The organism is Litoribaculum gwangyangense (genome assembly GCF_039543505.1).
Lineage (GTDB): Bacteria > Bacteroidota > Bacteroidia > Flavobacteriales > Flavobacteriaceae > Litoribaculum > Litoribaculum gwangyangense.
In genome coordinates this window covers 32,093-55,550 of record NZ_BAABJW010000001.1, presented here as the reverse complement: position 1 = coordinate 55,550, position 23,458 = coordinate 32,093, and the positions used below count along the sequence as shown (strand labels likewise).

The following is a 23,458-nucleotide window of genomic DNA, read 5'->3' as shown; positions in this document are numbered from 1 at the left end:
TTGAGTGATTTATATTTTAATTACTTTGTGAATTTCCTTTTTATTTGGAGTGTTAATTTGAAAAATGTATAGGCCGCTTGAGAGGCGTTTTAAATTAAGTTCTAATTTTCCATCTTTTAGATTTTCAGTGTTATCAATCAACATGACGCCAGAAGAATTAAACAGTCTGTAAGAAATAGAGGTTGTGTGCTCTATAGCAGTTGAAAAAGTAATTAAATCTGTAAAAGGATTAGGGTGGATTGCCCATTTTTTAGATTTTTCTTCTGGGTTTTCACCAGAAAGACTAGTGCAATTTGTTGCTATAGAATACTGATCTTTCAAAATCTCACCAATTTTTAAATTATTAAAACTATCGTTTATGGTATGGTTAAAAAAAGTCGCGTCAATAATGGTATTATCGGCTCCTAAAAAGTCTTGTAATAAAGTGGCAAAGGTTTGGCGGTAATCGTATTGAACGGTTTGGATTTGAAAATTATTATTATTTGTTGCTTCAGTTAAATCAGGATTGGTGCCAGAAACGCCACCAGCTACAGGTTTTCCAAAAACAAACATGGGAGCAATTTCTCCATGATCTGTTCCAAAACTACCATTTTCTTTAGCCTTTCTGCCAAATTCGGAAAACGTTAAACCAACAACATCTTCATCTAAATTCTGACTTTTTAAATCAGCCATAAAGGCTTTTATGGCTTCAGATAGTTCTGTTAATAATTCATGATGCCTTCCCGTTACATCACCAATGCCTTGGACTTGTGCGTTATGGGTATCAAAACCAGAAATGCGAACCATAAATACTTTGGATCTTAAATCACCACTAATTAATCTTGCGACTGTTTTTAGTTGGTTAGATAAGTCAGAATCTGGATAGCTTACATCATTTTTGCCTCCATTAAATGCAGTGGAAATGGCATTGGCATAAGTATTTGATAAAGCATCTGTATTGTTTATAAACTGTAATTGTTTACCATAATCTGAATTGGGTATATTAGCTGGCGGAACACCTCCTAAACCATTTAAAACAGAATAGAAACCAGCAGGGTCTTGCCCAGTTATATTTAACGATAACCCGTGGGCTTCTTCAGCATGAAAGCCTAATGAAGTTTTGTTAGAACCTATTTCTACAGCTAAAGGAAAAGTCTCCAATAGTAAATCGGCATAATAGAGTTCCATAAACCGCCCTATCCACCCGGTATCTGATCCGTTTAATAAACTATTCCCATCGTTTCCAGTTAAATACAAATCGGTAGATTTAAAGTGGCTTTTATTTTGCGATGGATAGCCCACCGATTGTATGATTCTAAAAACACCTTCATCATATAACGATTTAAAACCAATTAATGCAGGGTTTAAACCTAATTGTTGGTTGTTAGGCAAAGAAGCATCAAGTGTAATATATTTATTTACTCCTGTTTCTGGAACTTTTATTGTTGGTCTTAAGTTGCTATATGTATCGTATTGATTTAGTGGTATAATAGTGTTTAAACCATCATTGGCGCCCGCTAAATTTATAAGTATTAATTTTCGGTTAGAAATATCTGGACAGTTCGCAAATGGTAAAAATGATTTTAAGGCTGCCTGTAATTCAAAAGGGGTAAGAGCAACTGCAGAAGCAGCAGACGATAATTTAATAAATTGTCTCCTTCTCATAATTAAGGTTATTTACATTAATTGAAATTCTGCAGCATTAACCATGGCTATAATTAATGCATTTAAACGCGTTCTTACTGTGGTGTCATCACCATCATTTAAATACTGAGACCAAGTTCCAGACCAATAATAATCAGGAAAACCTTCATCAACTAAAAAACTTTTAAAATAATTTATTCGATCACTATCAATACTTTCTGGATATAATAAATCGGCAATTTCAGAAACTAAAAGGTTAGGATCTGTTGGATTGTCAATTTTATTTTTCACAAACTGTACCGCGTCTAACTTAGCGTAAATATTCCCACCAGTAATCGTGTTTTTACCTTCAATCAAACTTTCAATAAGTTTATACCTTCCTATGAGTGTATTTGATGAAAACCAGTTTCTATCAAAGCTAGGTTCTTGATAATACGCAGGGTAACCAGCTACAGAATCAGGATTGTGTAATTCCATACCTGCAGCTTTGAAATAGGAATTATGTATAAAATTAAAAAAGAAATTGCTGTAAAATCTCAGTGGGTCTGAATTAGGATTTGGATATGTTACACTAAAAATTGAACATATTTCTGAAAGTAGTTGTAACGGGCTTTTTATTATACTACCAATAATATTATCAGTAGCATCGCCATCATCAGCATCATAAAAATGTTCACTGGAAAGTAAGGTTTTTATAACTGGTAATAGTTCGTAATTATTATCCATAAGTATTTGTGCTAGCGGTGTAATGATATCTGTTTCCACCTCTTGATCCCATTCACTTTTCACAAAGTAGCGATATAATTTTCTACAATAAGCTTTGGCAGTTTCTGGTTGAGCAAAAACCATTTCAACAAAGTCGTCAAGCTCTTCAAAAGCTCCAGTTTCAGTTGTTTTTCCAGTTATTACTTGATTGTTAAAGGCATTACTAAAGGTTTTATAGTTTAAATCATGTTGATTAATATTAATATATCCCATAGGGATATTCGTATCAGGGTCAATATCACTTCTGTCATTTCTTTTTTTAAACCCAGAAAACACTTTGGCAGCCTGTTGTATGTCTATTTCGGTATAGTTTGTATAATTACCCTCACCTACTTGTTGACCTTTTAGAATTGTAAACAATTCTAAAAATTCTCTTGCATAATTTTCGTTTGGGTTATTTTTATTATTCTGGGTATTGTCCAAATAATCTAACATCCCATTATCTAAAGTGATTTTTTTAGCTAGGGTCTTTATATTTCCTAAAGCGTAAAAATCCAATAAATTTAAATGGTCGAAAAAATAGGTTGCAGCCCCAACACCAGAATCCTTACCAACTGTAAAGCTTGTATGTAAAAAAAAAGATAATTTGTGTTTTAAGGTTAGCGATTGCATAGCATTATACCACCACCAAGCCGAAACGAAGCCTCGTTTTCTTCCTTGGCCAAGGAATGAGTTAGGTAGTTCGGTAGAGGAAGTCCAAAACCCATCAGGATTGCTGGTAGGTAGTGGGTCGTAAGGTTCAACAAGAACATTGGTTGTATCTTTAATTAAAAGGTTCACAGCTTCACTTGCAGCTATCCCAACAAAAGTATTTAATTGCTCTCTAGTTAAACTAAAAGAAGCACGCCGGAGAAGGTGTTTAGCCTTTCTTAAATCTAGATTTGGACCTAACGGATTTAGAGATGCCATTCATTTTTTTTTGATTAAAGTATAAAAATTTATGATTGCTTAATTAAAATTCTTTTTTTTTCGTTAAAAATCAATCAATGATGATGAATTGATGTATTTCGTCTAGAATTTTAATCTAAAACTAACATTTGGCGTAATACCTAGAGATTCATTTTCGATTTTATTAATGGCATTATCACTATCTAATGTGTAGTAGGCATTTATAATATTTCTTTTATTTAAAATATTCCAAACAGAAGTTCCAATAGTAGCTTTTACATTATCAGACACATTAAAGTCATAGTTAGTAGAAAAATCCAATCGTAAATAGTCATTTAGGTTGCTGCCATTAGGGCTAGCATAAGTGATCACTTCGTCATTAGGAACGTCGTTTATACTTGGTTCCGTATTGGGAATACCCGAATGCCAATTCAATCCAACAGCCAATTTAATATTGTTTTTTGTGTAAGTACTGGCGAAGGTTACTGCATGCTGGATATCAGCATTATTAGGAAAAGGTTCACCATTATTGAGTTCATCAAAAGTGTAATTATTTGTGCTGTATGAGTATGAAACCCATGTGCTAATAATATCATTGAATTGCTTATTTAGTAAAAAATCTATGCCTTTAATTTGATAGCTTCCAATGGCATTAACAAACTGATATTGGTTTTGAAAACCTTGACTTCTTGTTGTAATGCCGTTAACATTTTTTATATAGGCTTCTGCACTTATTAAAAATTTATTTTTATTGAAATGTATACCGCCAGATAGTTGTTTGCTTTTTACGACAGGTATAGTACTGTTGTTTGATAGTATCCATCTTCTATTTTCAATACCTAAAAAATCGTTTTGTAAATCAATAATTTGCGAGGTGGTTTGACTTTTAAACTCTCCTAAAATTTCAAATCTAAAATGATTTAAAAATCGCTGACTAAAACTTAATCTCGGTTCTGCAAAAAGCATATCAAACTTTTTTATGTAGTTTAATCTGCCTCCTAAATTTAATCTGGTTTTGGCATTATTAGATAAAAAATTTATTTCGCCATAAACGGCATGACTTCTAACAACTTCTTTAATATAACTTCTAAAATCTGGATTATTAACATCTTCTAAATTACTAATACCAACCTCGGTAAATTGATAACCACCATTGATTTTAAGTTGTTGATTAGGGTTGTAAATAGCGTCGATTTTAGCTGAGCCATCAAATACTTCATTCTCTTGAATTAAACGTTGATTATTCAAAACATCAAAATTGATGGCATCTAAGTCATAGTTTGAAACATAAATTTGAGAGGTTGTTGAGAACTTACTGGTCCAATCTCGAATATAAGTTACTCCAATAGCAGTATTTCGCTGGGTTAGTTTGCTATTTAAAGCTTCATTTCTATCATTGATAGTAGATTGCTCATCATAGTTTAATTCATTACTCACATGGTAAAAGTGAACTCTAAGCTTATCTTTTTTTGTTATATCATATAAAAACTTAGCAGTTACATCATAAAAATAAAACGATTCGTTTTGAGAAATCGAGTTGTCACTACTTTTTGATTTGGTAAAATCTGAATCTTGAAAAATCCTTTTAAAATATTGGTTGTAAGTTGATGTGTTTATTAAATCTGTTATGGATCGCCGTGTGGAAATTTGCAATTCGGTCTTTTTAGAAAGCGGTATTTTAGCAAACCCATCAGCATTTATTAAATTAAAACCTAAACCAGCTTTAAATTCGTTATCAATAGTATCAGGTAACTGCATTTCTATGACGCTTGAAATACCATCGCCATACTTTGCATGCGTGCCATTTTTATAAAGATTTACACGTTTAGTGGTATAAGGATTAAATGCTGAAATTAAGCCAAAAAAGTGACCAGATTGATACATTTTTATACCATCCCAAAGGATTAAATTTTGGTCGTGTGTGCCTCCGCGAACATTAATGTTTGATACAGTTTCATCAACACTTAAAACACCAGGTAGTGCTTGTATGGTTTGTAAAACGTCGGGTTCTATTAATCCAGGTAAAATACCAAAGGTTTCAGGTTTAATGGTTAAAGAGCCGTCATTAAGTTTAGTAATACCAGAGGTTAAATAATTATTAATTACAACTTCTTCAAGCCTCTGAGTATTAAATAGTCCATCGCTTTTTTGAGCTTTTTTTATGGCTACAAAACGGTTGTTTAATAACTCAAAATCTAAATTGGTTTCAAGTTTTAAAAACTCCAGAGCTTGTTCTAAAGTTAAATCGTCGGTTATTGGTGTTGCTTTTTTATTTTTGATGCTTTCATCGGCATAAGAAAAACTAATATTATATTTTTCTTCGAGTGCTTTTAAAATGGTAATAAGAAGTTGCTTATCCTTTTGAATGGTTTGCGCTTTGAGATTTGCAACATTCAAAAAAAGTGGTAAAAAAAAGATAGAAAGTAGGCTAGCTTTACTCACCTCTTAATGTTATAGTATTTTTAGTTTTACTATAGGTTACATGTAAAGGTAGGGTAATTGATTTTAATGCCACATCTAAATTATTGTGTGTAAAATTACCTGTAAATAATTGAGTGGAATCAATTCCAAGTAAGGTAATATCAACATTGTATTGTCTTTCAAATTCAGCAATAACAGTTTTGTAAGGCATGCTTTTAAAAGTACTTTCGTTATTTAGCCACGAAGGTGTTGAGCGGTTTTCTTTTTCTTTAGCAATAGTTTTCCCATCGATAATTAAAAAACTGTCTCCAGGTTTTAATTTAGTTTCTATGGAATTGTAAGTAACCCCAACTAATCCTTCGTAGCAAATAACCTCAAAATAATTGTCCCGTTGTTTTACATTAAATTGAGTACCATAAACCGTTACGGTTCCTGATGTTGTTTCAACGTTGAATGAAGATCCTTTTGCGACTATAAAAAAGGCTTCACCATCCAATCGTACACTTCGATTCTTTTTCCAACTGTTTTTATTAAATTCTAATATAGATTTAGCGTTGAGGGAAACCCTAGATTCGTCTGGTAACTCCACAGTGGTTTTTTGTGCAAACTCGGTTGTAATAGTAGTATCTAAAGTAGTTGTATAATAATATAGACTAAAACAAACGGCAAGTATCGCAGCAACGCGCATGAGTGGTTTAAACCAATGTGTATTTGGTTGCACCTTTTTAGTTTTTATTGCAGATAAAACGGTTTCCAGCTCTTTGGAAGTATCGTAATCATCAGCTTTAAAAGCCTGTAAGTTGGTGTTTAACTTTACCAAATCATCATAATCTTCAAGCCTTTTAAAGGCTTCAAGTTCTTGTGGATTTAGGTTGTTATCTAACCATTTTGATATGAGTTCTTCTCTGTTCATTTTATGCGTATTCAATTATATAACAGTTAAGTTTTATTTTTTCCTACCCTAATATTTAATTTTTTTCAAAAACTTAAATTTCAGTATTCAGTATTCAGTATTCAGTATTCAGTATTCAGTATTCAGTATCAGGATTGCTTTTTTTATACGAGCTTCCATATTCCAACTTAAATTTACAACTCCTTAATATCCTGTCTCAATTTTTCCAATGCGCCATAAATACGTTTTTCAACCGCTTTAGTTGAGATATCCAAAATTTCGGCAATTTCTTTAAAACGTTTCCCTTCCACACGGTTCATCATAAAAGCCTCCCGTTGTGCATCGGTTAAATTACTCAACGCTTTTTGCAGTTTTTCGTTATACTCAGCTTCCTGCATTAAAAACTCTGGGCTTTCATTGGTACTCATTTTCGGTTTGGTTTGTTGGTGCTTTAAAACAACTTTCTGGTGTGCCGCTTCATTCAACATTAAATTATTAGCGGTGGTAAACACAAAACTCTTTGCTTTATCGGGAGATACTTTGGCGCAGTTTTCCCAAAGCTTAATAAAAGCTTCCTGAACTTTGTCTTTTGGGTTTAGCAACTCGCCAAACTTGTAGTATAAAAAGTTATGTAAATCTTTGGCGTGTTTATTAAAAATGGATGAAAAAAGATGCTCTTCGCAAATATTATCATGTAATTGTTTCCCCATTATTATTGGTAGTTTAGCCACTAAAATAAAAAAAAAGGGAACACAGGGTAGGAATTTTTAAAGTTATCCTGTTTTATAATTAAAAAGCTATGTGTAACCTAAAATCAATTACCATGAAAACTAAAATGAAATTACTATTATTATTGCCTTTTTTTGCCCTTTTAATGTTTACGTCTTGTCAGGATGAAGTGTTAGATATAACCCCTATAGATGAGACGCAGACTCTAGTAGCCGAATCTCAATTAACCAGTTTAATTAGTGCCACATCAAAAAATGATGGCTCTAAAGACAATATTATTGACGGTACAACTTGTATATCTGTTAAACTGCCTGTTATTGTAAAAGTTCGTGGCATAGAGATTAGAATTGACTCTGAAGCAGACTACATTAAGATCAAAAGACTTTACGACGAGTTTGAAGATGATATAGACCGTTTAGATATTATTTTTCCTATAACCATTATAACTGGAAATCATGAGGAAATTACCATCGAAAATGCTGAACAATTATCAGAAATAATTGCTGCGTGTAATGATGATGATGATGAAGATGAAGAGGAAAGAGAAATAAGATGTATCGATTTTCAATTTCCTATCGCATTTTCTGTGTACAATAGAGATTTCTCGGTAATAGATGTTGTAAATATTGAAAACAGAAGACAACTTTACCTTTTTATGAAGCGTGTTAAAAATTCTGAAGTTATTGCCAGCTTAAATTTCCCAGTAACTATGGTGCTAAAAAACGGTACGACCTTAACAGCTGAAAATAATGAACAGTTAAGACGTATTATTGAAGCGGCAAAAGATAATTGCGAGGTAGAAGATTTCTCAAAAGAGCGTTTAGAAAATTACTTAAAAAAATGCCCTTGGGTTGTCTATGAATTCAAAAGAGATAATCAAGATAATACCTCAGAATTTGAGCAATATGCAATCAATTTCAAAGAAGATGGTGTTGTTATAATGCGCTCTAGAAATGGTGATATGTTAACTGGAACTTGGGGATTAAGACCAACAAGACGAGGCGTACTTTTAAAAATGGAGTTTGATAATTTAGCAGATTTTACTTTAGAATGGTTATTGTATGATTATGAAGACGGAAAAATTAAAGTTTACGAAGAAGGTGGCAACAAAATAGTACTCAAAAGAAACTGTGAGGTAGTTGTGAATATAACAAAAGAACGGGTAGAAAATTTCTTGAAAGAATGTTTGTGGCGAGTAGTAGAATTAGATATTGAAGGTGTTGATGATGTAGAGGATAATTATATCGGTACACCATTAAAATTTTTCGAAAATAATGTGGTTAAAATTAGAGTAAATGGTGAATTAATCGAAGGAACTTATCAAGTTTTGGTAAGAAATGCTGGAATTGGTTTGGAAATAACTCTAGATGGAAGACCTGAATTAAAGTTACAATGGGTAATAAACTTCTTAGGGGAAAATAAGATAGAACTAAAGAATGAAAATAATGAAATGGTTTTAAGAAGACATTGTCCAGATAATGATGGAGACTTAAACTACATTCTAGATGTTCTAGTAAGTAGCTCATGGGAAGTATCGCTTTATAAAGATGACGGAATTGATGAAACTCAGGATTATTTCATGTACACTTTAGACTTTATAGAAACAGGTAGGGTTAAAGTTACAGATCCAAACAACGGTATCTTTGGGGGTTCTTGGTTAGCCTTTAGAAATGACGGTTATTTAAAATTAGCACTTAATTTTGGAACCCAAATACCTTTTGATGAGTTTAACGATAGATGGAAAATAGTAAGCATAACACCAAACCGAATAGAACTTTTAGATATAAGCGGTAGTGATGGTACAGAAGATATTTTAGTCTTGGAAAAGAAAAGTTAGTTAAAATAAACCTCGGGACTTGTCTCGAGGTTTCCATTCAAATTTCATTCCTTGAAACAGGGAATCCAATACTAAATTTTTTAAATAATAATTATGTTTTTGGTTAAAAGGAAACCCCCATTTTCGATTGGTTAGGTTAATTATCAAGTTAAGTTTCCTTTATAAAGGCTGTCAAAAAAAGTTTGACGGCCTTTTTTTTATTCACTTTGTGACATCTAGCTTCATTAATACACATCAAATCATTAAATTTGCATTTCTTAAAATTTCAATAAAAATTATGTTCAATAATTTAAGCGATAAGTTAGATAAAGCTTTACATGTATTAAAAGGTCATGGTAGTATCACCGAGGTAAATGTTGCGGAAACTTTAAAAGAAGTACGTCGTGCACTGCTTGATGCCGATGTTAACTTCAAAATAGCCAAGGATTTTACAACCAAAGTAAAGGAAAAGGCACTGGGGCAAAATGTTTTGACAACGTTACAACCTGGCCAATTAATGGTTAAAATAGTTAAAGATGAGTTGACCGAACTCATGGGTGGTGATGCCGAAGGTATTAATTTATCAGGAAATCCCAGCGTCATATTAATGTCTGGATTACAAGGTTCTGGTAAAACAACTTTTTCTGGTAAATTGGCCAATTATCTTAAAAATAAAAAAACCAAAAAACCGCTCTTAGTAGCCTGCGACGTGTATCGTCCTGCTGCGATAGACCAATTACATGTGGTTGGAGATCAAATAGGTGTTGAGGTTTTTAGTGATAGAGGAAATAACGATCCGGTGGCTATTTCAAAAGCAGGAATAGCGCATGCAAAAGCAAACGGTTTTAATGTAGTTATCATAGATACCGCTGGTCGTTTAGCGGTTGATGAGGTTATGATGAATGAAATTTCTAATATTCATAGAGCCATTCAACCACAAGAAACGTTGTTTGTTGTAGATTCTATGACAGGACAAGATGCTGTGAACACCGCAAAAGCTTTCAACGATGTATTGAATTTTGATGGCGTAATCTTAACAAAATTAGATGGTGATACACGTGGTGGTGCAGCCATATCCATTAAATCGGTAGTCAATAAACCTATCAAGTTTATAGGTACAGGAGAGAAAATGGAGGCTATTGATGTATTCTATCCTGCTCGTATGGCAGATCGTATTTTAGGGATGGGAGATGTCGTGTCTTTAGTGGAGCGAGCCCAAGAGCAATTTGATGAAGAAGAAGCTAGAAAACTCCAAAAGAAAATAGCCAAAAACCAATTTGGGTTTGATGATTTCTTAAAGCAAATTCAGCAAATTAAAAAAATGGGAAACATGAAAGACCTCATGGGGATGATTCCTGGGGCAGGAAAAATGTTAAAAGATGTTGATATTGATGATGATGCTTTTAAAGGGATTGAAGCCATAATTCATTCGATGACTCCCCATGAGCGCAGCAATCCATCCATATTAAATTCAAGTAGAAAAATAAGAATAGGAAAAGGGTCAGGCACTTCTGTTCAACAAGTAAATCAGCTTTTAAAACAGTTCAACCAAATGAGTAAAATGATGAAGATGATGCAAGGAGGTGGCGGTAAAAAGATGATGCAAATGATGAAAGGCATGCGTTGATTTATTTTTAATTAAAAGTAAAATTTCACCAATAACCATTATGACCATTTTAGACGGTAAAAAAGTAAGTAACGATATAAAAGAAGAAATTGCTGAACATGTAAAAGCAATAATTTCTAAAGGAGAGAAAGTACCTCATCTTGCAGCTATTTTAGTTGGTTCAGACGGTGCCAGTATGACCTATGTGAATGCTAAAGTAAAAGCCTGTGAACGTATTGGTTTTAAATCCACTCTTATTGAATTACCCGAATATACTTCTGAAGAAGAATTACTTAATAAAATCCATGAATTAAATACAAATGATGATATTGATGGTTTTATTGTGCAATTGCCTTTGCCTAAACAAATAGATGAGCAGAAGGTTTTAATGGCTGTTGACCCCAATAAGGATGTAGATGGTTTTCATCCAACAAATGTTGGGAAAATGGCTTTAGACTTACCTACCTTTTTACCGGCAACACCTTATGGTATCATAGAACTTCTGGAAAGATATCAGATTGAAACATCGGGAAAAAATGTGGTTGTTATGGGCAGAAGCCATATCGTTGGTCGTCCTATAAGTATTTTAATGAGCCAAAAACGTAAAGCAGGAGATGCTACTGTAACCTTGGTTCATAGTCGTTCTAAAAATTTATTAGATATTACCAAAAATGCAGATATAATTGTGGCTGCCATAGGGATTTCAGAATTTTTAACAGGTGATATGGTAAAAGAAGATGTGGTTATTATTGATGTTGGTATCACTCGTGTTCCTGATGCCACTAAAAAGAATGGATACCGACTTGCAGGTGATGTACACTTTGAAAGTGTTAGCAAAAAAGCTAGCTTTATAACACCTGTTCCTGGTGGAGTAGGCCCAATGACTATCGCTATGTTGTTAAAAAACACTTTATTAGCAAGAGACAGGCATAACTCGTAATTTATACCTATCGTTATCTTAAATTCAATATTGTAAAGTTTAAGGCCTTTTTAAATAGCTTTTAACCAATTTAATTATTCCTCTATATTCTGTTTTAGTAATTTTCTATTTAGCAGGACGTATCTTACTATTTAGCAGGGAGAAACTTAAAAGCTTTCATCAATATTAAAATAGCACTTGTCACACCCGTTTTTTTAAAGAATTTCATATCTTTTAAGAATAATTTAGTTATGAAATCATTTAAATACCTAACTGTTCTTTTTTTAATATTTTTATTTAATTGTAATTCAGAATCAAAAAAAGCAGATAATAAAATTGCCATCAATATATCTTATTTAGAATCTCTTTCTAAGAAAAATTTAGATGGCAGACTTCTTTTAATTTTTGCAGATAATAATCAATCTGAACCGCGGTTTCAAGTGAGTGAAGGCTTAAATGCACAACCCATTTTTGGAGTAAATATTGAAGGGTTTAATCCAAATCAGATAGTTACTTTTACTGAGGATGTTTTTGGGTTCCCTTATGAAAGTTTAGCGGATTTAAAACCCGGAGATTATTATGTTCAAGCAGTTTTGCATATCTATGAAACCTTTAACCTTTCAACAGGGCAAACCGTTAAACTGCCTATGGATGATGGTGAAGGGCAACACTGGAATACCTCACCGGGAAATCCCTATAGTTTCCCTTTAAAAATCCATGTTCCTGAACATGGTATTGAGAAATTAGATATTGTCTTAGACCAAGTTATACCAGAAATTAAGGAACCCGAAGATACCGATTGGATTAAACATGTAAAAATGAAATCTGACTTGCTATCTAAATTTTGGGGCAGAGATATATATCTTGGTGCTCATGTACTTTTGCCAAAAGGCTTTGATGAGCATCCAGAAGCTAAGTACCCTTTGATGGTTTTTCAAGGTCATTTCCCTTCAGATTTTGGTGGTTTTAGAACCACACCACCAGATGGAAACCTAGAACCAGATTATTCTGACAGATTTGATGTTAAAGGTTACAATATCATTCAACAACAAGAAGCGTATAATTTTTATAAACGCTGGAATGAACCAGATTTTCCTAGATTTTTAATTATTGAGATTCAGCATCCAACTCCTTATTATGACGATTCCTATGCTGTTAATTCTGCCAACCAAGGGCCTTATGGGGATGCTATAACCTATGAATTGATTCCGTACATTGAAAAGATGTTCAGAGGTCAAGGCGAAGGTTGGTCACGTTTTTTATATGGTGGCTCTACAGGTGGTTGGGAAGCTTTAGCGGTACAGGTAAAATATCCTGATGAGTATAATGGTTGTTTTGCTGCTTGCCCAGACCCTATTGATTTTAGAGCGTATTGTTTAACCAATATCTATGAGGATGAAAATGCCTATTATGCGAAGAGTAACCATAAAACAATAGAAGTTCCTGCGCACAGAGATTATTTAGGAAATGTAAGTTCCACAGTGAGGGAATCCAATTATTTGGAATTAGTTTTAGGTGATAAATCTAGGTCTGGTGGACAATTTGATATTTGGGAAGCTACGTATTCTCCACAAGGAGATGATGGCTATCCTGTTAGGTTATGGGATAAAAAATCAGGAGTCATAAATCATGATGTTGCTCAATATTGGAAAGAAAACTATGATTTGAGATATATTTTGGAACGCGATTGGGATAAGTTAGGTGAGAAGTTAAGAGGAAAAATTCACATTTATTGTGGGGATATGGATAATTATTATTTAAATAACGCGGTTTATTTAATGGAAGATTTTCTAGAAAGTACTACGGATCCCTACTATGAGGGTGAAGTCGATTATGGAGATAGAGCTGAACATTGCTGGAATGGCGACCAAGAAAACCCAAACCATATTTCAAGGTTGCGCTACAACAGTATGTATGTGCCTAAAATAATGAAACGCATCATGGAGTCTGCACCTAAAGATGCCGATTTAACAAGTTGGAGATATAAATAGCATCATTTAGCAAACAGTTGCCCCATATCTTTAAAAGCTTTAAACTCTAAAGCATTACCAGAAGGGTCGTAAAAAAACATGGTAGCCTGTTCGCCTACCAAACCTTCAAATCGGATATATGGTTCAATAACAAATTTGATATTTTTTTGTTTTAAATCCTCAGCAAAAGCATGAAAAACGTCCCAAGGCAAAACCACTCCAAAATGAGGAACTGGGACATCTTTTCCATCAACGGGATTGGTGTGCAACACTTCATCCGATTTTGGCTTGTAATGAATTACCAATTGATGTCCAAAAAAGTTAAAGTCTACCCAATGATCACTGCTTCGGCCTTCTTCACATCCTAAAACATCGCGATAAAAAGTTCTACATTCATTTAGATTAAAAACAGGAATGGCTAAATGGAAAGGGGATACGTTTATGCTCATAATATTATTTTTTTTGTCTTTTAATAGGTTTATGTTCTTTAGAAGACTTACTTATTAAAGTATTCAATTCTTTAAACTCTTCTTGGGTTAATTCACGATACTCACCAACTGGAATATCTAATTTTATATTCATAATCCTTACACGTTTCAAGGTTTGTACCTCGTAGTTTAAATAATCGCACATTCTGCGAATTTGCCTATTCAAACCTTGTGTTAAAATTATTTTGAATGCATAAGTGCTTAACTTTTCTACTTGACATTTTTTGGTAGTTTGTTTTAAATCTTCCAAATAAATACCGCCTGCCATGCGTTCAACAAAAGTTTGCGAAATCGGTTTATCAACCGTTACAATATATTCTTTTTCGTGATTGTTACTGGCACGAAGAATTTTATTTACAATATCACCATCATCTGTTAAAAGGATAAGACCTTCACTCGGTTTGTCTAATCTACCAATAGGAAAAATGCGTTTAGGATAGTTTATAAAATCTATGATGTTGTCTTTTTCAACCGATGTATCTGTAGTGCAAACAATGCCAATGGGCTTGTTAAAAGCGAGGTAAACAAAAGTTTCTTTGGTGTTTTTTATGTTTTTTCCATCAACAGCAACTACATCATTAGCAGTAATTTTTGTACCCATTTCAGGCACCATACCATTTATGGTAACCCTACCAGCTTCAATAAGTTTATCGGCTTCTCTGCGAGAGCAATAGCCAACTTCACTTAAATATTTATTGATGCGTTTTAACTCTTCTGCCATAATTCAAAAGTACAATAAACTTAAGTGTTTAAAAATTCTATCATATGATTATATATTTCATCAGATTTTAACCCATGGCCAAAACCTTCAGTAGTAATTAGTTCTGCGTTAGAGTAGTGTTTTTCATAATCAAGCGCATCATTATAAGGTATAATACTATCCTTTTTGTCGTGGATGATAAGTCCTTTTGAAGTAATTTCTCCTGAAAATTTTGCTGCTGAAAAATACTCAGGTAAATGGTCGAATTTTTTTAAAACATATTGATTCATCGCTTCAACCACTTTTTTATTGTATTTCATCATTTTTGAATACCTATCAAAAACACCTTCGAAGTTTGAAGGCGCACCTAAAAGAACTAATTTTTTTACGGAAGGCAATTGATATTTGTGTTGAAAAAACACTGAGGCCATACCTCCAACGGAGTGGCCTATAACTGCGTTTACATTAAACGCTTTGGCTACCACATGAATGCATTCTGAAAACAATAAGGCATTAAATATTTTGCCAGATGTACGGCCATGGGCAGGGGCATCTAATGCGATAACTTTATAATCTAAGCGGGTTAATATTTTAATGAACTCCTTCCATCTGTTAGAGTTGCTTTCCCAGCCATGCGCTAATAAAAGTGTATCTTTTTTGCCTTCCCAATGATAAGTCATGATGGCTATATTCTCATAATTCAACGTTTGCTTTTTGGCTGATTTTAAAAATTTGGAGTCCAGGTCCTTTAGCTTTCCTTTTTGAGGTGTTGAGAATAAGTAAATGGCAATTTTTGCAGCCAATTTTGGTGAAATAAGACTCATAAAATTTAAAATAGAGCCTATGGCCTTAATAAGGTTTTGCTTCATTTTAACTTTCCCTGTTTACTAAATCCATTGAAAAAGCTGGTGTGCAAATAGCAAGATATTCACAGACTTCTGTAAACGGATTGGAATATTGTACTCTGGTGTTTTTTTGAATTTTAATGGATTGTCCTGCTTCTAGAACAATGGTTTCACCCTCAATGATAAATTGTTTTTTACCTTTAATGATGAAAGTGAACTCATCAAACGTTGGTGTTTGGAAAGGTTCACTCCAACCAGCTGGAGCTTTCATGTGGGCAATACTTATTTGTGAATTTCCATCGGAAGCTAAACCAAAGTGTTCTTTAATTGTTTTTCCATCATTTGTTGGTACAACGAATGGATTATCTTGTATTGTGTATTTCTTTTTACTCATTTTAAGCGATAGTTTAATGCTTATCTTTAAGTGGTTTTTTCTTAATCATCCCGCCCTTTAGATCTTTTACAACCCCCATTATGATAAAAGCGTTTCTATCAATTTTATCTATTTCGGTTTGTAATTTAGCCAGTTCCAAACGGGTAATTACAGTGTAAATAATATCCTTATCGTAACTTTCTCCGGTAGAACCATAACCTCCTTTTCCAGCATAAATAGTACAGGCCCGTCGTAATTTTTTAGTGAGCATGATTCTCAATTTTTCATGTTGGTTAGAAATGATGGTTACACCCACATATTCTTCAACACCATCAACTATGAAATCAACTGTTTTTGCCGCAGCTAAATAAGTTAATATGGCATATAAAGCGGTTTCAATAGATAAAATATAAGCGCCAACCGAGAAGATCAAAATATTAATAAGCAATAAAACATCACCAATGGTAAGCGATAATTTTCTGCTCAAGAAAATGGCCAAAACTTCCGTGCCATCAATAACACTACCCCCTCGCATAGACATACCAATACCTAATCCTAAAAAGAAACCGCCAAAAACGGCAATTAACAGTTTGTCTTCCGTAATGGTGGGATATTCTATAAAATGTACCACGAAGGCTAAAAGCGTAATGGCTGCTATACTACGAAGTGCAAATTTAACACCTATGGTTCTAGAGGCCAATACTAAAAATGGTATGTTTATTAAAACGAGCAATAGCCCTAAATTTAGAGATGTTGTGTATTCTAGCAATAAAGAAATACCGGTGGCGCCACCATCAATAAAATCATTGGGTAATAAAAAGCCTTTTAATCCAAAACCAGCAGAAAATACCCCAACAATTATAAAAACATATTCCTTTATGGCATGGGCTATTTCAACTTGAAAATTTCTAACCAAGGGTACAATTTCCTTTTTGCTTACAGGACCTGAGCCGTCTTGTTTTGCTCTTAACCTTTTTCTTGCAATATCAATTAGTACTTTGGCTAAAAATGGATTCATGGTTTAAAGTTATTGGTCCCAGTGTATAAAAAAGTATTTTATCTTGGCATTGTCTGGTATATGGGTTTCCTCAATTTTTAATTTCATATCAAAACGCAGGTTTGCGGGTAATTCTTTTTTGTCGATTGCAAAACTGGCATTTAATTCGTTTACAGTGATTAAAACGGAATTAATCAAGTTGCTGATTTTCGATATTTTATAAGTTGATGCGATATCCTTAAATGTGCTTAATGTGGATATGTTTTTAGATGTTTTATAGCGAGGGTCTATTATTTGAATACTTTCAATAACCGATGTAGAATCCAGTGCTTGTTTTGGCGTTAAACTTAAGAGCTTTTTACCACCTTTTTCAAAAATATCAATATTGTTTTTACTTCCTGCAAACTCATCTCCAGCAATAAACTGTGCAATGGAATCAGTTGCAAAAATGGTTTCTAGGTCTTTAACCTGGGTGGAGTCAGTTAAAAAACCGATGTGCTGTTTACCAATTTCAAAAGGGTCTTGGTCTTTTTTACAGCTAACAAACAATATAGCGGAGGCAAGTAAGCCTAAAAATGTATTTCGCATTAATAAAAATGTATTTATAAATTAGTTATTTTTTTTCGAGACTTACTTCTTCATCACTTTTGTTAAAATACCAAAAACACTACGTATAAAGGTGGCACTGGTAAGTACTTTTACAACAGGATTCATTCTGGTGCTTCGGCTTCTTGATGAACTAGTCCTGTTTTTGGCTTCTGCCTTTTTAAGGGCTTCACGCTCTTGTCGTGCTTTTTCCTTGGCTTCTTCCGCTTCGGCTTTTTCTATTTTTTCGTTCAGCATTTCATAAGCGCTTTCCCTATCAATAGTTTCATTGTATTTTTTAACCATTTTCGATTTAGAAAGTAGTGAACTTAATTCTGTCTCAGTTAGTACATCCATTCTACTCATAGGAGCTCGCATCATGGTGGCCGCTAAGGGTGTTGGGCGACCTTTTTCGTCTAAAGCCGAAACTAAGGCTTCACCAATCCCTAATGATGTTAACACTTCGGTAGTATCGTAATAATCAGAATCTGGATAGTTTTGTGCGGTTAACTTTATGGCTTTTCTATCATTTGCCGTAAAAGCTCTTAAAGCATGCTGTATTTTTAAACCCAATTGCCCTAAAACAGCTTCGGGCACATCGGTTGGGTTTTGGGTCACAAAATATAAACCAACCCCTTTGCTGCGAATGAGTTTTACTATGCTTTCAATTTGATTTAAAAGGGCTTTGGAAGCTTCATTAAAAATTAAATGGGCTTCATCAATAAACATAACCAGTTCAGGTCTGTCGCTATCGCCTTGTTCTGGGAATGTGGAATATATTTCGGCCAATAAACTCAACATAAACGTTGAAAACAATTTAGGTCTGTCTTGAATATCGGTTAACCGGATAATGTTGATGTAACCACGCCCGTCATCATCCACTCGCAATAAATCTTGTACATCAAACGATTCTTCACCAAAAAATAAATCGGCTCCTTGCTGCACCAGTTCAACCACTTTACGTAAAATCGCACCTGTAGAGGCAGTAGATATTCTCCCATAAGCATCATCAAATTCAGCTTTTCCCTCTTGGGTAGCGTATTGTAAAATCTTTTTAAAATCTTTTAAATCCAATAAAGGTAATTTATTATCGTCGCAGTATTGAAAAATAACAGCCACCACGCCCGATTGTGCTTCAGATAAATCTAAAATCCTGGATAATAATACAGGTCCAAACTCGCTAACAGTGGCCCTAAGACGCACGCCATCTTGTTCAGAAAGGGTTAAAATTTCAACAGGAAATGATTTGGCTTCAAAGGGTAGCCCTATTTTTTCATGGCGTTCATCAATTTTTGGGTGACCGGGACTTGATTTTGCCAAACCACTTAAATCACCTTTAATATCCATTAGTAAAACTGGGATGCCTTTATCACTTAAATTTTCAGCTAAAACCTGTAATGATTTTGTTTTCCCAGTACCTGTAGCTCCTGCAATTAATCCATGGCGATTTAAGGTTTTTAGGGGTATTTTTACATGGGCTCCGGTTATGGTTTCACCATCTAACATGGCAGCTCCAACAGGAATAAAATCGCCTTTGGTTGTATTGCCCTCTACGATATAATTTAAAAAGGTTTCCTTCCTATCCATTTGCTTTTATTTCGGATAAAAATACAGGAAAAATAAAGAAGAAAAAAATATGACTTTATAGTAATTTACTTTTATATTTTCTCAATATAAATATTTGAAGAACCAACAGTTCTTAAGGTAACTACTCCGGCATTGGCGGTTCTTACAATGGCTACTGAAACAATATCACCCGAGTTTAGATTGAATACCTCGGTAATATGCAGTGAACTTTCTTCATGGTTATTATTAATTCTAATATAACCAGTAGATCCAAATGTGCCTCGTTGAGTTCCATTGATTTCCAACCACATTTCCGGAGTAAAACGAGCCCCGTTTACAGTAGTAATAAGAGAAACATTTACAGTTATTCTATAACGTCCCGTTTGGTTTATTGTAATCGTATTATTAACGGTGTCTACATTATAAATAGAAATGTCATCATTCCAATTAAGGGAACCCATAATTGGGGCATTAATAGCTGCATTATTGTTAACATCAGTTGTAGTGTCTGTATTGCTGCATTTTACTGATAATTTTCGAGATGTTCTCAGCCAATTAGGAGTAACTGTAGAACCGTAATTAAATTGAAAAATGTTCAAATCGGTGTTGTAAACCAATAATCCGTTGGCTGGATTCGGAATAGAAGCAATTTGAGTAGAGGATAATCTAGGTATGAGTAAGCCTCCATTGTTTGATTCGATATCTAAGATAGAAGAGGGGTCGGGTGAGGTAGTGCCAATACCAACTTGAGAGTAGCAATGATAATTTATGCCAAACAGCAAAATTACCATACATAAAATGTATTTCATTTATTGAGAGATTGAGAGAGAAAAGCAATTTACAATTAATTAATCCAATGCGAATTTAGCCAAATTGAATTGAAATTCAAAATTGGTTAGTCTGAATGCCGAAAACATGTATCTTTGCCATCTATGAAAAATGAGCTGAAAATATTAGTCGATAAAGGTGAAATGCTACCTTTAATGGAGGAATTTTATACCATTCAGGGCGAAGGTTACCACAAAGGAACGGCAGCATATTTTATACGTATTGGTGGGTGTGATGTGGGATGCCATTGGTGTGATGTAAAAGAGAGTTGGAATGCCAATTTGCATCCACCAACCGAAGTGTCTAAAATAGTAGAAAACGCAAAAAAATATAGTGATACTATTGTAATTACTGGCGGCGAGCCTTTAATGTGGGATATGATGCCGATAACCTCACTGTTGAAGAAGGAAGGTTTGCAAATTCACATTGAAACCTCGGGAGCCTATAAATTAACTGGTATTTGGGATTGGATTTGTTTATCACCCAAAAAAATGAAATTGCCTACTAAAGACGTTTATTTAAAAGCAAACGAATTAAAAGTGATTGTTTACAACAAAGACGATTTTCGTTTTGCCGAAGAACAAGCGGCCCAGGTAAATAATAATTGTATTTTATATATGCAACCCGAGTGGAGCAAACGCGATAAGGTTATTCCGGAAATTGTGGATTATGTAATGAAAAACCCCAAGTGGAAAGTCTCTTTACAAACACATAAATATTTAAATATACCATAAAAAAAGCCTTGAGATATCAAGGCTTTTTTTATGAGATCGATTATATTTTTTATTTAACGGAAACAGCCACTCTAGTAGTATCCCAAGCTAAATACATATTTCCATTATCAAAAGCAATAGAAAACGCTTCAACAGCTTCCCCAGAACTAACAGGTGCTTTTACTCGTAAAACATCTTTGTCTTCCTTGTAACCGTAAGCTCCCCAAACATCCAAAACGGTATTCAGTATAATGGTCCATTCGGTTTTACCCGGGATAGTGAATAATGAATAAGTGCCAGCCTTTACTGGTTTACCTCCAAATGTCATGTCTTGAAAAAACTGAATCTCGGTAGCTTCATTGGCCCCAGTACGCCATACCTTTCCTTCAGGGGCTAAAGTACTCATAGAACGACCGTTTAATTGAGGTCTGCTATAAATTACTTTTACCATAGGTGGTGCATATCTATCGGTTTTGTAGTAGGCTATATCAAGCGGGCTCTTGTCAAGTCCTGCAAATTTTTGGGCATTAACGTTGGTTGATAAAAGCAATACAAAAGCAAAGGCAATAGTCGCAAAAATGGTTGATTTTTTCATGTTGAAATTTTTAAGTTTTTGAATTTTTAAAGTTAAGTTTTAATACTCTTAAAGTTTTTATAAAAGTCGGAAGTTAATGTTAAAGTTTACAACAAGCCAAGTGTCTGGAATTTTAACAGTCTTGAATATGGTGCGTTTGGCATTTCAACAACCCAACTTTTCGAGATATTACTATATTTATTAATTACTGCCATTTTCATTTTTAACACTATGTGGCAAACACACTATATTTTTTGTCATCGGTTGCCATTCTAATTCAATTGAATCCTAATAACCTTTGGAGTGTAAATTTTCGGATTTGCATTTATTTTGGAAAAATCCGGATTGTTGATATCGTATGTAAGAAGCATTACATGCTTTTTCGAATCGTAGTTTTGGATACATTCTCTGGGCAGATAACAAAAATTTGATTCAGTATAAGAAGAATTACCTGTTGTTACTTCAGGTATTTCATAGATATCAATTTCATCCGACCATGGACCAGTCAATGCCGACGCTGTGCGCATTTTTATTTTATTGTCCAAGAATTTAATATCACAAATCATTACCCATTGTTTCATTTCAGGATGATAGTTAACCGTGGTGTTTCTAAATCCATTTACAATGGTATCCATATCATTGGTGTCTAACCCTTCTTTCCATGTTTTATTCAGGGCAAAATATTCGAATGGTTTTTCAGAAATATCAATAAAATCAAGTTGTTTTCTTACAAGAACTTGTGCTTTATCATGTCGGCTAATAAAGAAATAAATATAATTTTCCAGCTTTACATGGGCACCTATTCCCAAAGATGGATTTCCAAAGTCAGGTATGGGAATGTATTCAATGTTCCATCTATCTGGGACAACAGCAGGATTGCTGATTTTGGCTAGCGTATATCCTAAAAGTGAAAAATTAAAAATTTCAGTTGGAGAAGCACCAAGCTTAGTTCCAACTTTTTCCAGTAGCACATATAAATTATCATTTATCATAAATGCACCAGACACCCAATATTTATATCGCTTGGTAAAGCTTTTAAAAATTGGTTCTGGATTCTCAGAATGCATATTATTCCAGAAGTATTTTACATCGGTTTCTCCACTTGGCAAACAAGTTTCAACAGCAACAGAGTTAGAGACCATTTTCATGCCTGGCTCCATTCTACTTTGCTGGTTTTTAGTACCAACCCAGGTATCACTAAAAATAAATAAGGTGGTAGTTGCATTTATCGGAACTGACACATCACCATCCCCGCCAAACCAGCCGTCCTTTAAAGGAAATTGAGGACTACATGTTTGTGAAATAACGGTTGAGGATTTAGCCTCTGAAGCATGATTAATCAATTTTGATTTTTCCGTTACATCAAGATGATTACTAATTAATGTTAAAGGATTTTCAAAAATTCCTGGCTCGTTATTGTGTTTAGCAATAAATGATTGTAATTCATCTGTATTGTAAGTCAACAGCATAGCATTTTTAACCCATTCGTATTTGAAAAGCATGATATTTTTTATTGCATAATTGAAAAACCATGAGTAATTGGTTTCATAAAGTTGTAAAGTGTCTTTGTTCAAGCGGATTTTGTATAGTGAATGAGTCGTAAGGAATGTATTTCTGTAATCTTCATCACCTATTGAATGAGACATTACACCGTTAAGATCAAGATATAGTTCATTCTTAATCTTTACAAAGACGGCTTCAAATGTAGATGGATTTTTTTCACTACCATATTTCAATATATAGAAATTGTCTCCTTTCTTAAGAAATGAAATGGTCATATTAAAAGCAGGAATATTCCACTTACCTTCCAGATTAGGAATCAACACAGCATCCTTTTCGGTAAAGAGTGGGTGAAGCGATAATACTTTTTGAGAATATGCTATTGAAAAAATACAAAATAAACAAATGCAAAGTAAAAATTTAATATTCATGCTTTTAATTTTATTATTTGCATGGTGTGACGCACATGGTTGCCGATAACTCGTTAAATACCAATTTTTTTCCTTTTATCCCTTAATTATAATGTTATATAAAAAGTTTTGGTTTCAATGATTCCTATAAATATAGTCATATTTGTTAAAAAAAATCCTAACAAATTTTGTCAGGATTTTTATTGAGTTCTAGATACGATTTCAGTACAAATCGAAACCACTCGAATGA

20 protein-coding genes are annotated in these 23,458 nt (G+C 33.7%); 5 read left to right on the top strand and 15 right to left on the bottom strand.

What is annotated here, in order from left to right:
• Positions 1-9: 9 nt before the first annotated feature.
• The 5 genes from ABD963_RS00230 to ABD963_RS00210 form a co-directional block, all read right to left on the bottom strand.
• Positions 10-1,644, bottom strand: coding sequence for a DUF1501 domain-containing protein (locus ABD963_RS00230; protein ID WP_345274926.1), 1,635 nt, complete (start codon positions 1,642-1,644; stop codon positions 10-12).
• 12 nt (positions 1,645-1,656) lie between these two features.
• Positions 1,657-3,297, bottom strand: a complete 1,641-nt coding sequence (locus tag ABD963_RS00225) for a DUF1800 family protein (RefSeq protein ID WP_345274925.1) — start codon at positions 3,295-3,297, stop codon at positions 1,657-1,659.
• Positions 3,298-3,399: 102 nt separating this feature from the next.
• Entirely contained in the window at positions 3,400-5,718 is a 2,319-nt protein-coding gene (locus ABD963_RS00220; RefSeq protein WP_345274924.1) for a TonB-dependent receptor plug domain-containing protein, read from the bottom strand.
• Positions 5,711-6,610 carry a FecR family protein gene (locus ABD963_RS00215; protein WP_345274923.1) on the bottom strand — a complete coding sequence of 300 codons (900 nt, stop codon included), beginning with the start codon at positions 6,608-6,610 and terminating at the stop codon, positions 5,711-5,713. The genes ABD963_RS00220 and ABD963_RS00215 overlap by 8 nt, the downstream gene beginning before the upstream one ends.
• Positions 6,611-6,783: 173 nt before the next feature.
• Positions 6,784-7,299 carry an RNA polymerase sigma factor gene (locus tag ABD963_RS00210; RefSeq protein WP_345274922.1) on the bottom strand — a complete coding sequence of 172 codons (516 nt, stop codon included), beginning with the start codon at positions 7,297-7,299 and terminating at the stop codon, positions 6,784-6,786.
• Positions 7,300-7,412: 113 nt separating this feature from the next.
• Here ABD963_RS00210 and ABD963_RS00205 point away from each other — a divergent pair, with 113 nt between their 5' ends.
• From ABD963_RS00205 to ABD963_RS00190, 4 genes are all read left to right on the top strand, one after another.
• Entirely contained in the window at positions 7,413-9,155 is a 1,743-nt protein-coding gene (locus tag ABD963_RS00205) for a hypothetical protein (RefSeq protein ID WP_345274921.1), read from the top strand.
• Positions 9,156-9,432: 277 nt separating this feature from the next.
• Positions 9,433-10,761 carry a signal recognition particle protein gene (ffh, locus tag ABD963_RS00200; protein WP_345274920.1) on the top strand — a complete coding sequence of 443 codons (1,329 nt, stop codon included), beginning with the start codon at positions 9,433-9,435 and terminating at the stop codon, positions 10,759-10,761.
• A 40-nt stretch (positions 10,762-10,801) separates the two neighbouring features.
• Positions 10,802-11,680 (top strand): bifunctional 5,10-methylenetetrahydrofolate dehydrogenase/5,10-methenyltetrahydrofolate cyclohydrolase, encoded by an 879-nt coding sequence (locus ABD963_RS00195; protein ID WP_345274919.1) that lies wholly within the window; start codon positions 10,802-10,804, stop codon positions 11,678-11,680.
• 230 nt (positions 11,681-11,910) lie between these two features.
• Positions 11,911-13,650, top strand: a complete 1,740-nt coding sequence (locus tag ABD963_RS00190; RefSeq protein WP_345274918.1) for an alpha/beta hydrolase-fold protein — start codon at positions 11,911-11,913, stop codon at positions 13,648-13,650.
• 2 nt (positions 13,651-13,652) lie between these two features.
• Here ABD963_RS00190 and ABD963_RS00185 read toward each other — a convergent pair whose 3' ends face one another.
• From ABD963_RS00185 to ABD963_RS00150, 8 genes are all read right to left on the bottom strand, one after another.
• Positions 13,653-14,078 (bottom strand): VOC family protein, encoded by a 426-nt coding sequence (locus ABD963_RS00185; protein ID WP_345274917.1) that lies wholly within the window; start codon positions 14,076-14,078, stop codon positions 13,653-13,655.
• Positions 14,079-14,082: 4 nt separating this feature from the next.
• A complete protein-coding gene (gene rluF, locus ABD963_RS00180) occupies positions 14,083-14,838 on the bottom strand; it encodes a 23S rRNA pseudouridine(2604) synthase RluF (RefSeq protein ID WP_345274916.1) in 756 nt (251 codons plus the stop codon).
• A gap of 20 nt (positions 14,839-14,858) precedes the next feature.
• Positions 14,859-15,686, bottom strand: a complete 828-nt coding sequence (locus tag ABD963_RS00175; protein WP_345274915.1) for an alpha/beta fold hydrolase — start codon at positions 15,684-15,686, stop codon at positions 14,859-14,861.
• Position 15,687: 1 nt separating this feature from the next.
• Positions 15,688-16,056, bottom strand: coding sequence for a cupin domain-containing protein (locus tag ABD963_RS00170; RefSeq protein WP_345274914.1), 369 nt, complete (start codon positions 16,054-16,056; stop codon positions 15,688-15,690).
• Positions 16,057-16,069: 13 nt separating this feature from the next.
• Positions 16,070-17,053: a YitT family protein gene (locus tag ABD963_RS00165; protein WP_345274913.1), complete on the bottom strand. Its 984-nt coding sequence runs from the start codon at positions 17,051-17,053 to the stop codon at positions 16,070-16,072.
• Between the two features lie 9 nt (positions 17,054-17,062).
• Positions 17,063-17,620 carry a hypothetical protein gene (locus tag ABD963_RS00160; RefSeq protein WP_345274912.1) on the bottom strand — a complete coding sequence of 186 codons (558 nt, stop codon included), beginning with the start codon at positions 17,618-17,620 and terminating at the stop codon, positions 17,063-17,065.
• Positions 17,621-17,662: 42 nt separating this feature from the next.
• Complete coding sequence (locus tag ABD963_RS00155) at positions 17,663-19,204, bottom strand: helicase HerA-like domain-containing protein (RefSeq protein ID WP_345274911.1); 1,542 nt, start codon at positions 19,202-19,204, stop codon at positions 17,663-17,665.
• Positions 19,205-19,275: 71 nt separating this feature from the next.
• Complete coding sequence (locus ABD963_RS00150) at positions 19,276-19,992, bottom strand: hypothetical protein (protein ID WP_345274910.1); 717 nt, start codon at positions 19,990-19,992, stop codon at positions 19,276-19,278.
• A 123-nt stretch (positions 19,993-20,115) separates the two neighbouring features.
• Between ABD963_RS00150 and ABD963_RS00145 the strand changes: the two genes are divergently transcribed.
• The gene (locus ABD963_RS00145; RefSeq protein ID WP_345274909.1) at positions 20,116-20,745 is read left to right on the top strand and encodes a 7-carboxy-7-deazaguanine synthase QueE; all 630 of its coding nucleotides are present in this window, start codon (positions 20,116-20,118) and stop codon (positions 20,743-20,745) included.
• 49 nt (positions 20,746-20,794) lie between these two features.
• Here the strand turns inward: ABD963_RS00145 and ABD963_RS00140 are convergent, their stop codons facing one another.
• Both ABD963_RS00140 and ABD963_RS00135 read right to left on the bottom strand, forming a co-directional pair.
• On the bottom strand, positions 20,795-21,319 hold the full coding sequence (locus ABD963_RS00140; RefSeq protein ID WP_345274908.1) for a DUF2911 domain-containing protein: 525 nt from the start codon (positions 21,317-21,319) through the stop codon (positions 20,795-20,797).
• Between the two features lie 251 nt (positions 21,320-21,570).
• Positions 21,571-23,229: a glycoside hydrolase family 183 protein gene (locus ABD963_RS00135; protein ID WP_345274907.1), complete on the bottom strand. Its 1,659-nt coding sequence runs from the start codon at positions 23,227-23,229 to the stop codon at positions 21,571-21,573.
• Between the last annotated feature and the right edge of the window lie 229 nt (positions 23,230-23,458).

Bases quoted from the DNA above. Each gene is read 5' to 3' on its own strand.
- ABD963_RS00230 (WP_345274926.1), bottom strand. From the start codon at position 1,644: ATGAGAAGGAGACAATTTATTAAATTATCGTCTGCTGCTTCTGCAGTT.
- ABD963_RS00225 (WP_345274925.1), bottom strand. From the start codon at position 3,297: ATGGCATCTCTAAATCCGTTAGGTCCAAATCTAGATTTAAGAAAGGCT.
- ABD963_RS00215 (WP_345274923.1), bottom strand. From the start codon at position 6,610: ATGAACAGAGAAGAACTCATATCAAAATGGTTAGATAACAACCTAAAT.
- ABD963_RS00210 (WP_345274922.1), bottom strand. From the start codon at position 7,299: ATGGGGAAACAATTACATGATAATATTTGCGAAGAGCATCTTTTTTCA.
- ABD963_RS00205 (WP_345274921.1), top strand. From the start codon at position 7,413: ATGAAAACTAAAATGAAATTACTATTATTATTGCCTTTTTTTGCCCTT.
- ffh (WP_345274920.1), top strand. From the start codon at position 9,433: ATGTTCAATAATTTAAGCGATAAGTTAGATAAAGCTTTACATGTATTA.
- ABD963_RS00195 (WP_345274919.1), top strand. From the start codon at position 10,802: ATGACCATTTTAGACGGTAAAAAAGTAAGTAACGATATAAAAGAAGAA.
- ABD963_RS00190 (WP_345274918.1), top strand. From the start codon at position 11,911: ATGAAATCATTTAAATACCTAACTGTTCTTTTTTTAATATTTTTATTT.
- ABD963_RS00185 (WP_345274917.1), bottom strand. From the start codon at position 14,078: ATGAGCATAAACGTATCCCCTTTCCATTTAGCCATTCCTGTTTTTAAT.
- rluF (WP_345274916.1), bottom strand. From the start codon at position 14,838: ATGGCAGAAGAGTTAAAACGCATCAATAAATATTTAAGTGAAGTTGGC.
- ABD963_RS00175 (WP_345274915.1), bottom strand. From the start codon at position 15,686: ATGAAGCAAAACCTTATTAAGGCCATAGGCTCTATTTTAAATTTTATG.
- ABD963_RS00170 (WP_345274914.1), bottom strand. From the start codon at position 16,056: ATGAGTAAAAAGAAATACACAATACAAGATAATCCATTCGTTGTACCA.
- ABD963_RS00165 (WP_345274913.1), bottom strand. From the start codon at position 17,053: ATGAATCCATTTTTAGCCAAAGTACTAATTGATATTGCAAGAAAAAGG.
- ABD963_RS00160 (WP_345274912.1), bottom strand. From the start codon at position 17,620: ATGCGAAATACATTTTTAGGCTTACTTGCCTCCGCTATATTGTTTGTT.
- ABD963_RS00155 (WP_345274911.1), bottom strand. From the start codon at position 19,204: ATGGATAGGAAGGAAACCTTTTTAAATTATATCGTAGAGGGCAATACA.
- ABD963_RS00150 (WP_345274910.1), bottom strand. From the start codon at position 19,992: ATGAAATACATTTTATGTATGGTAATTTTGCTGTTTGGCATAAATTAT.
- ABD963_RS00145 (WP_345274909.1), top strand. From the start codon at position 20,116: ATGAAAAATGAGCTGAAAATATTAGTCGATAAAGGTGAAATGCTACCT.
- ABD963_RS00140 (WP_345274908.1), bottom strand. From the start codon at position 21,319: ATGAAAAAATCAACCATTTTTGCGACTATTGCCTTTGCTTTTGTATTG.
- ABD963_RS00135 (WP_345274907.1), bottom strand. From the start codon at position 23,229: ATGAATATTAAATTTTTACTTTGCATTTGTTTATTTTGTATTTTTTCA.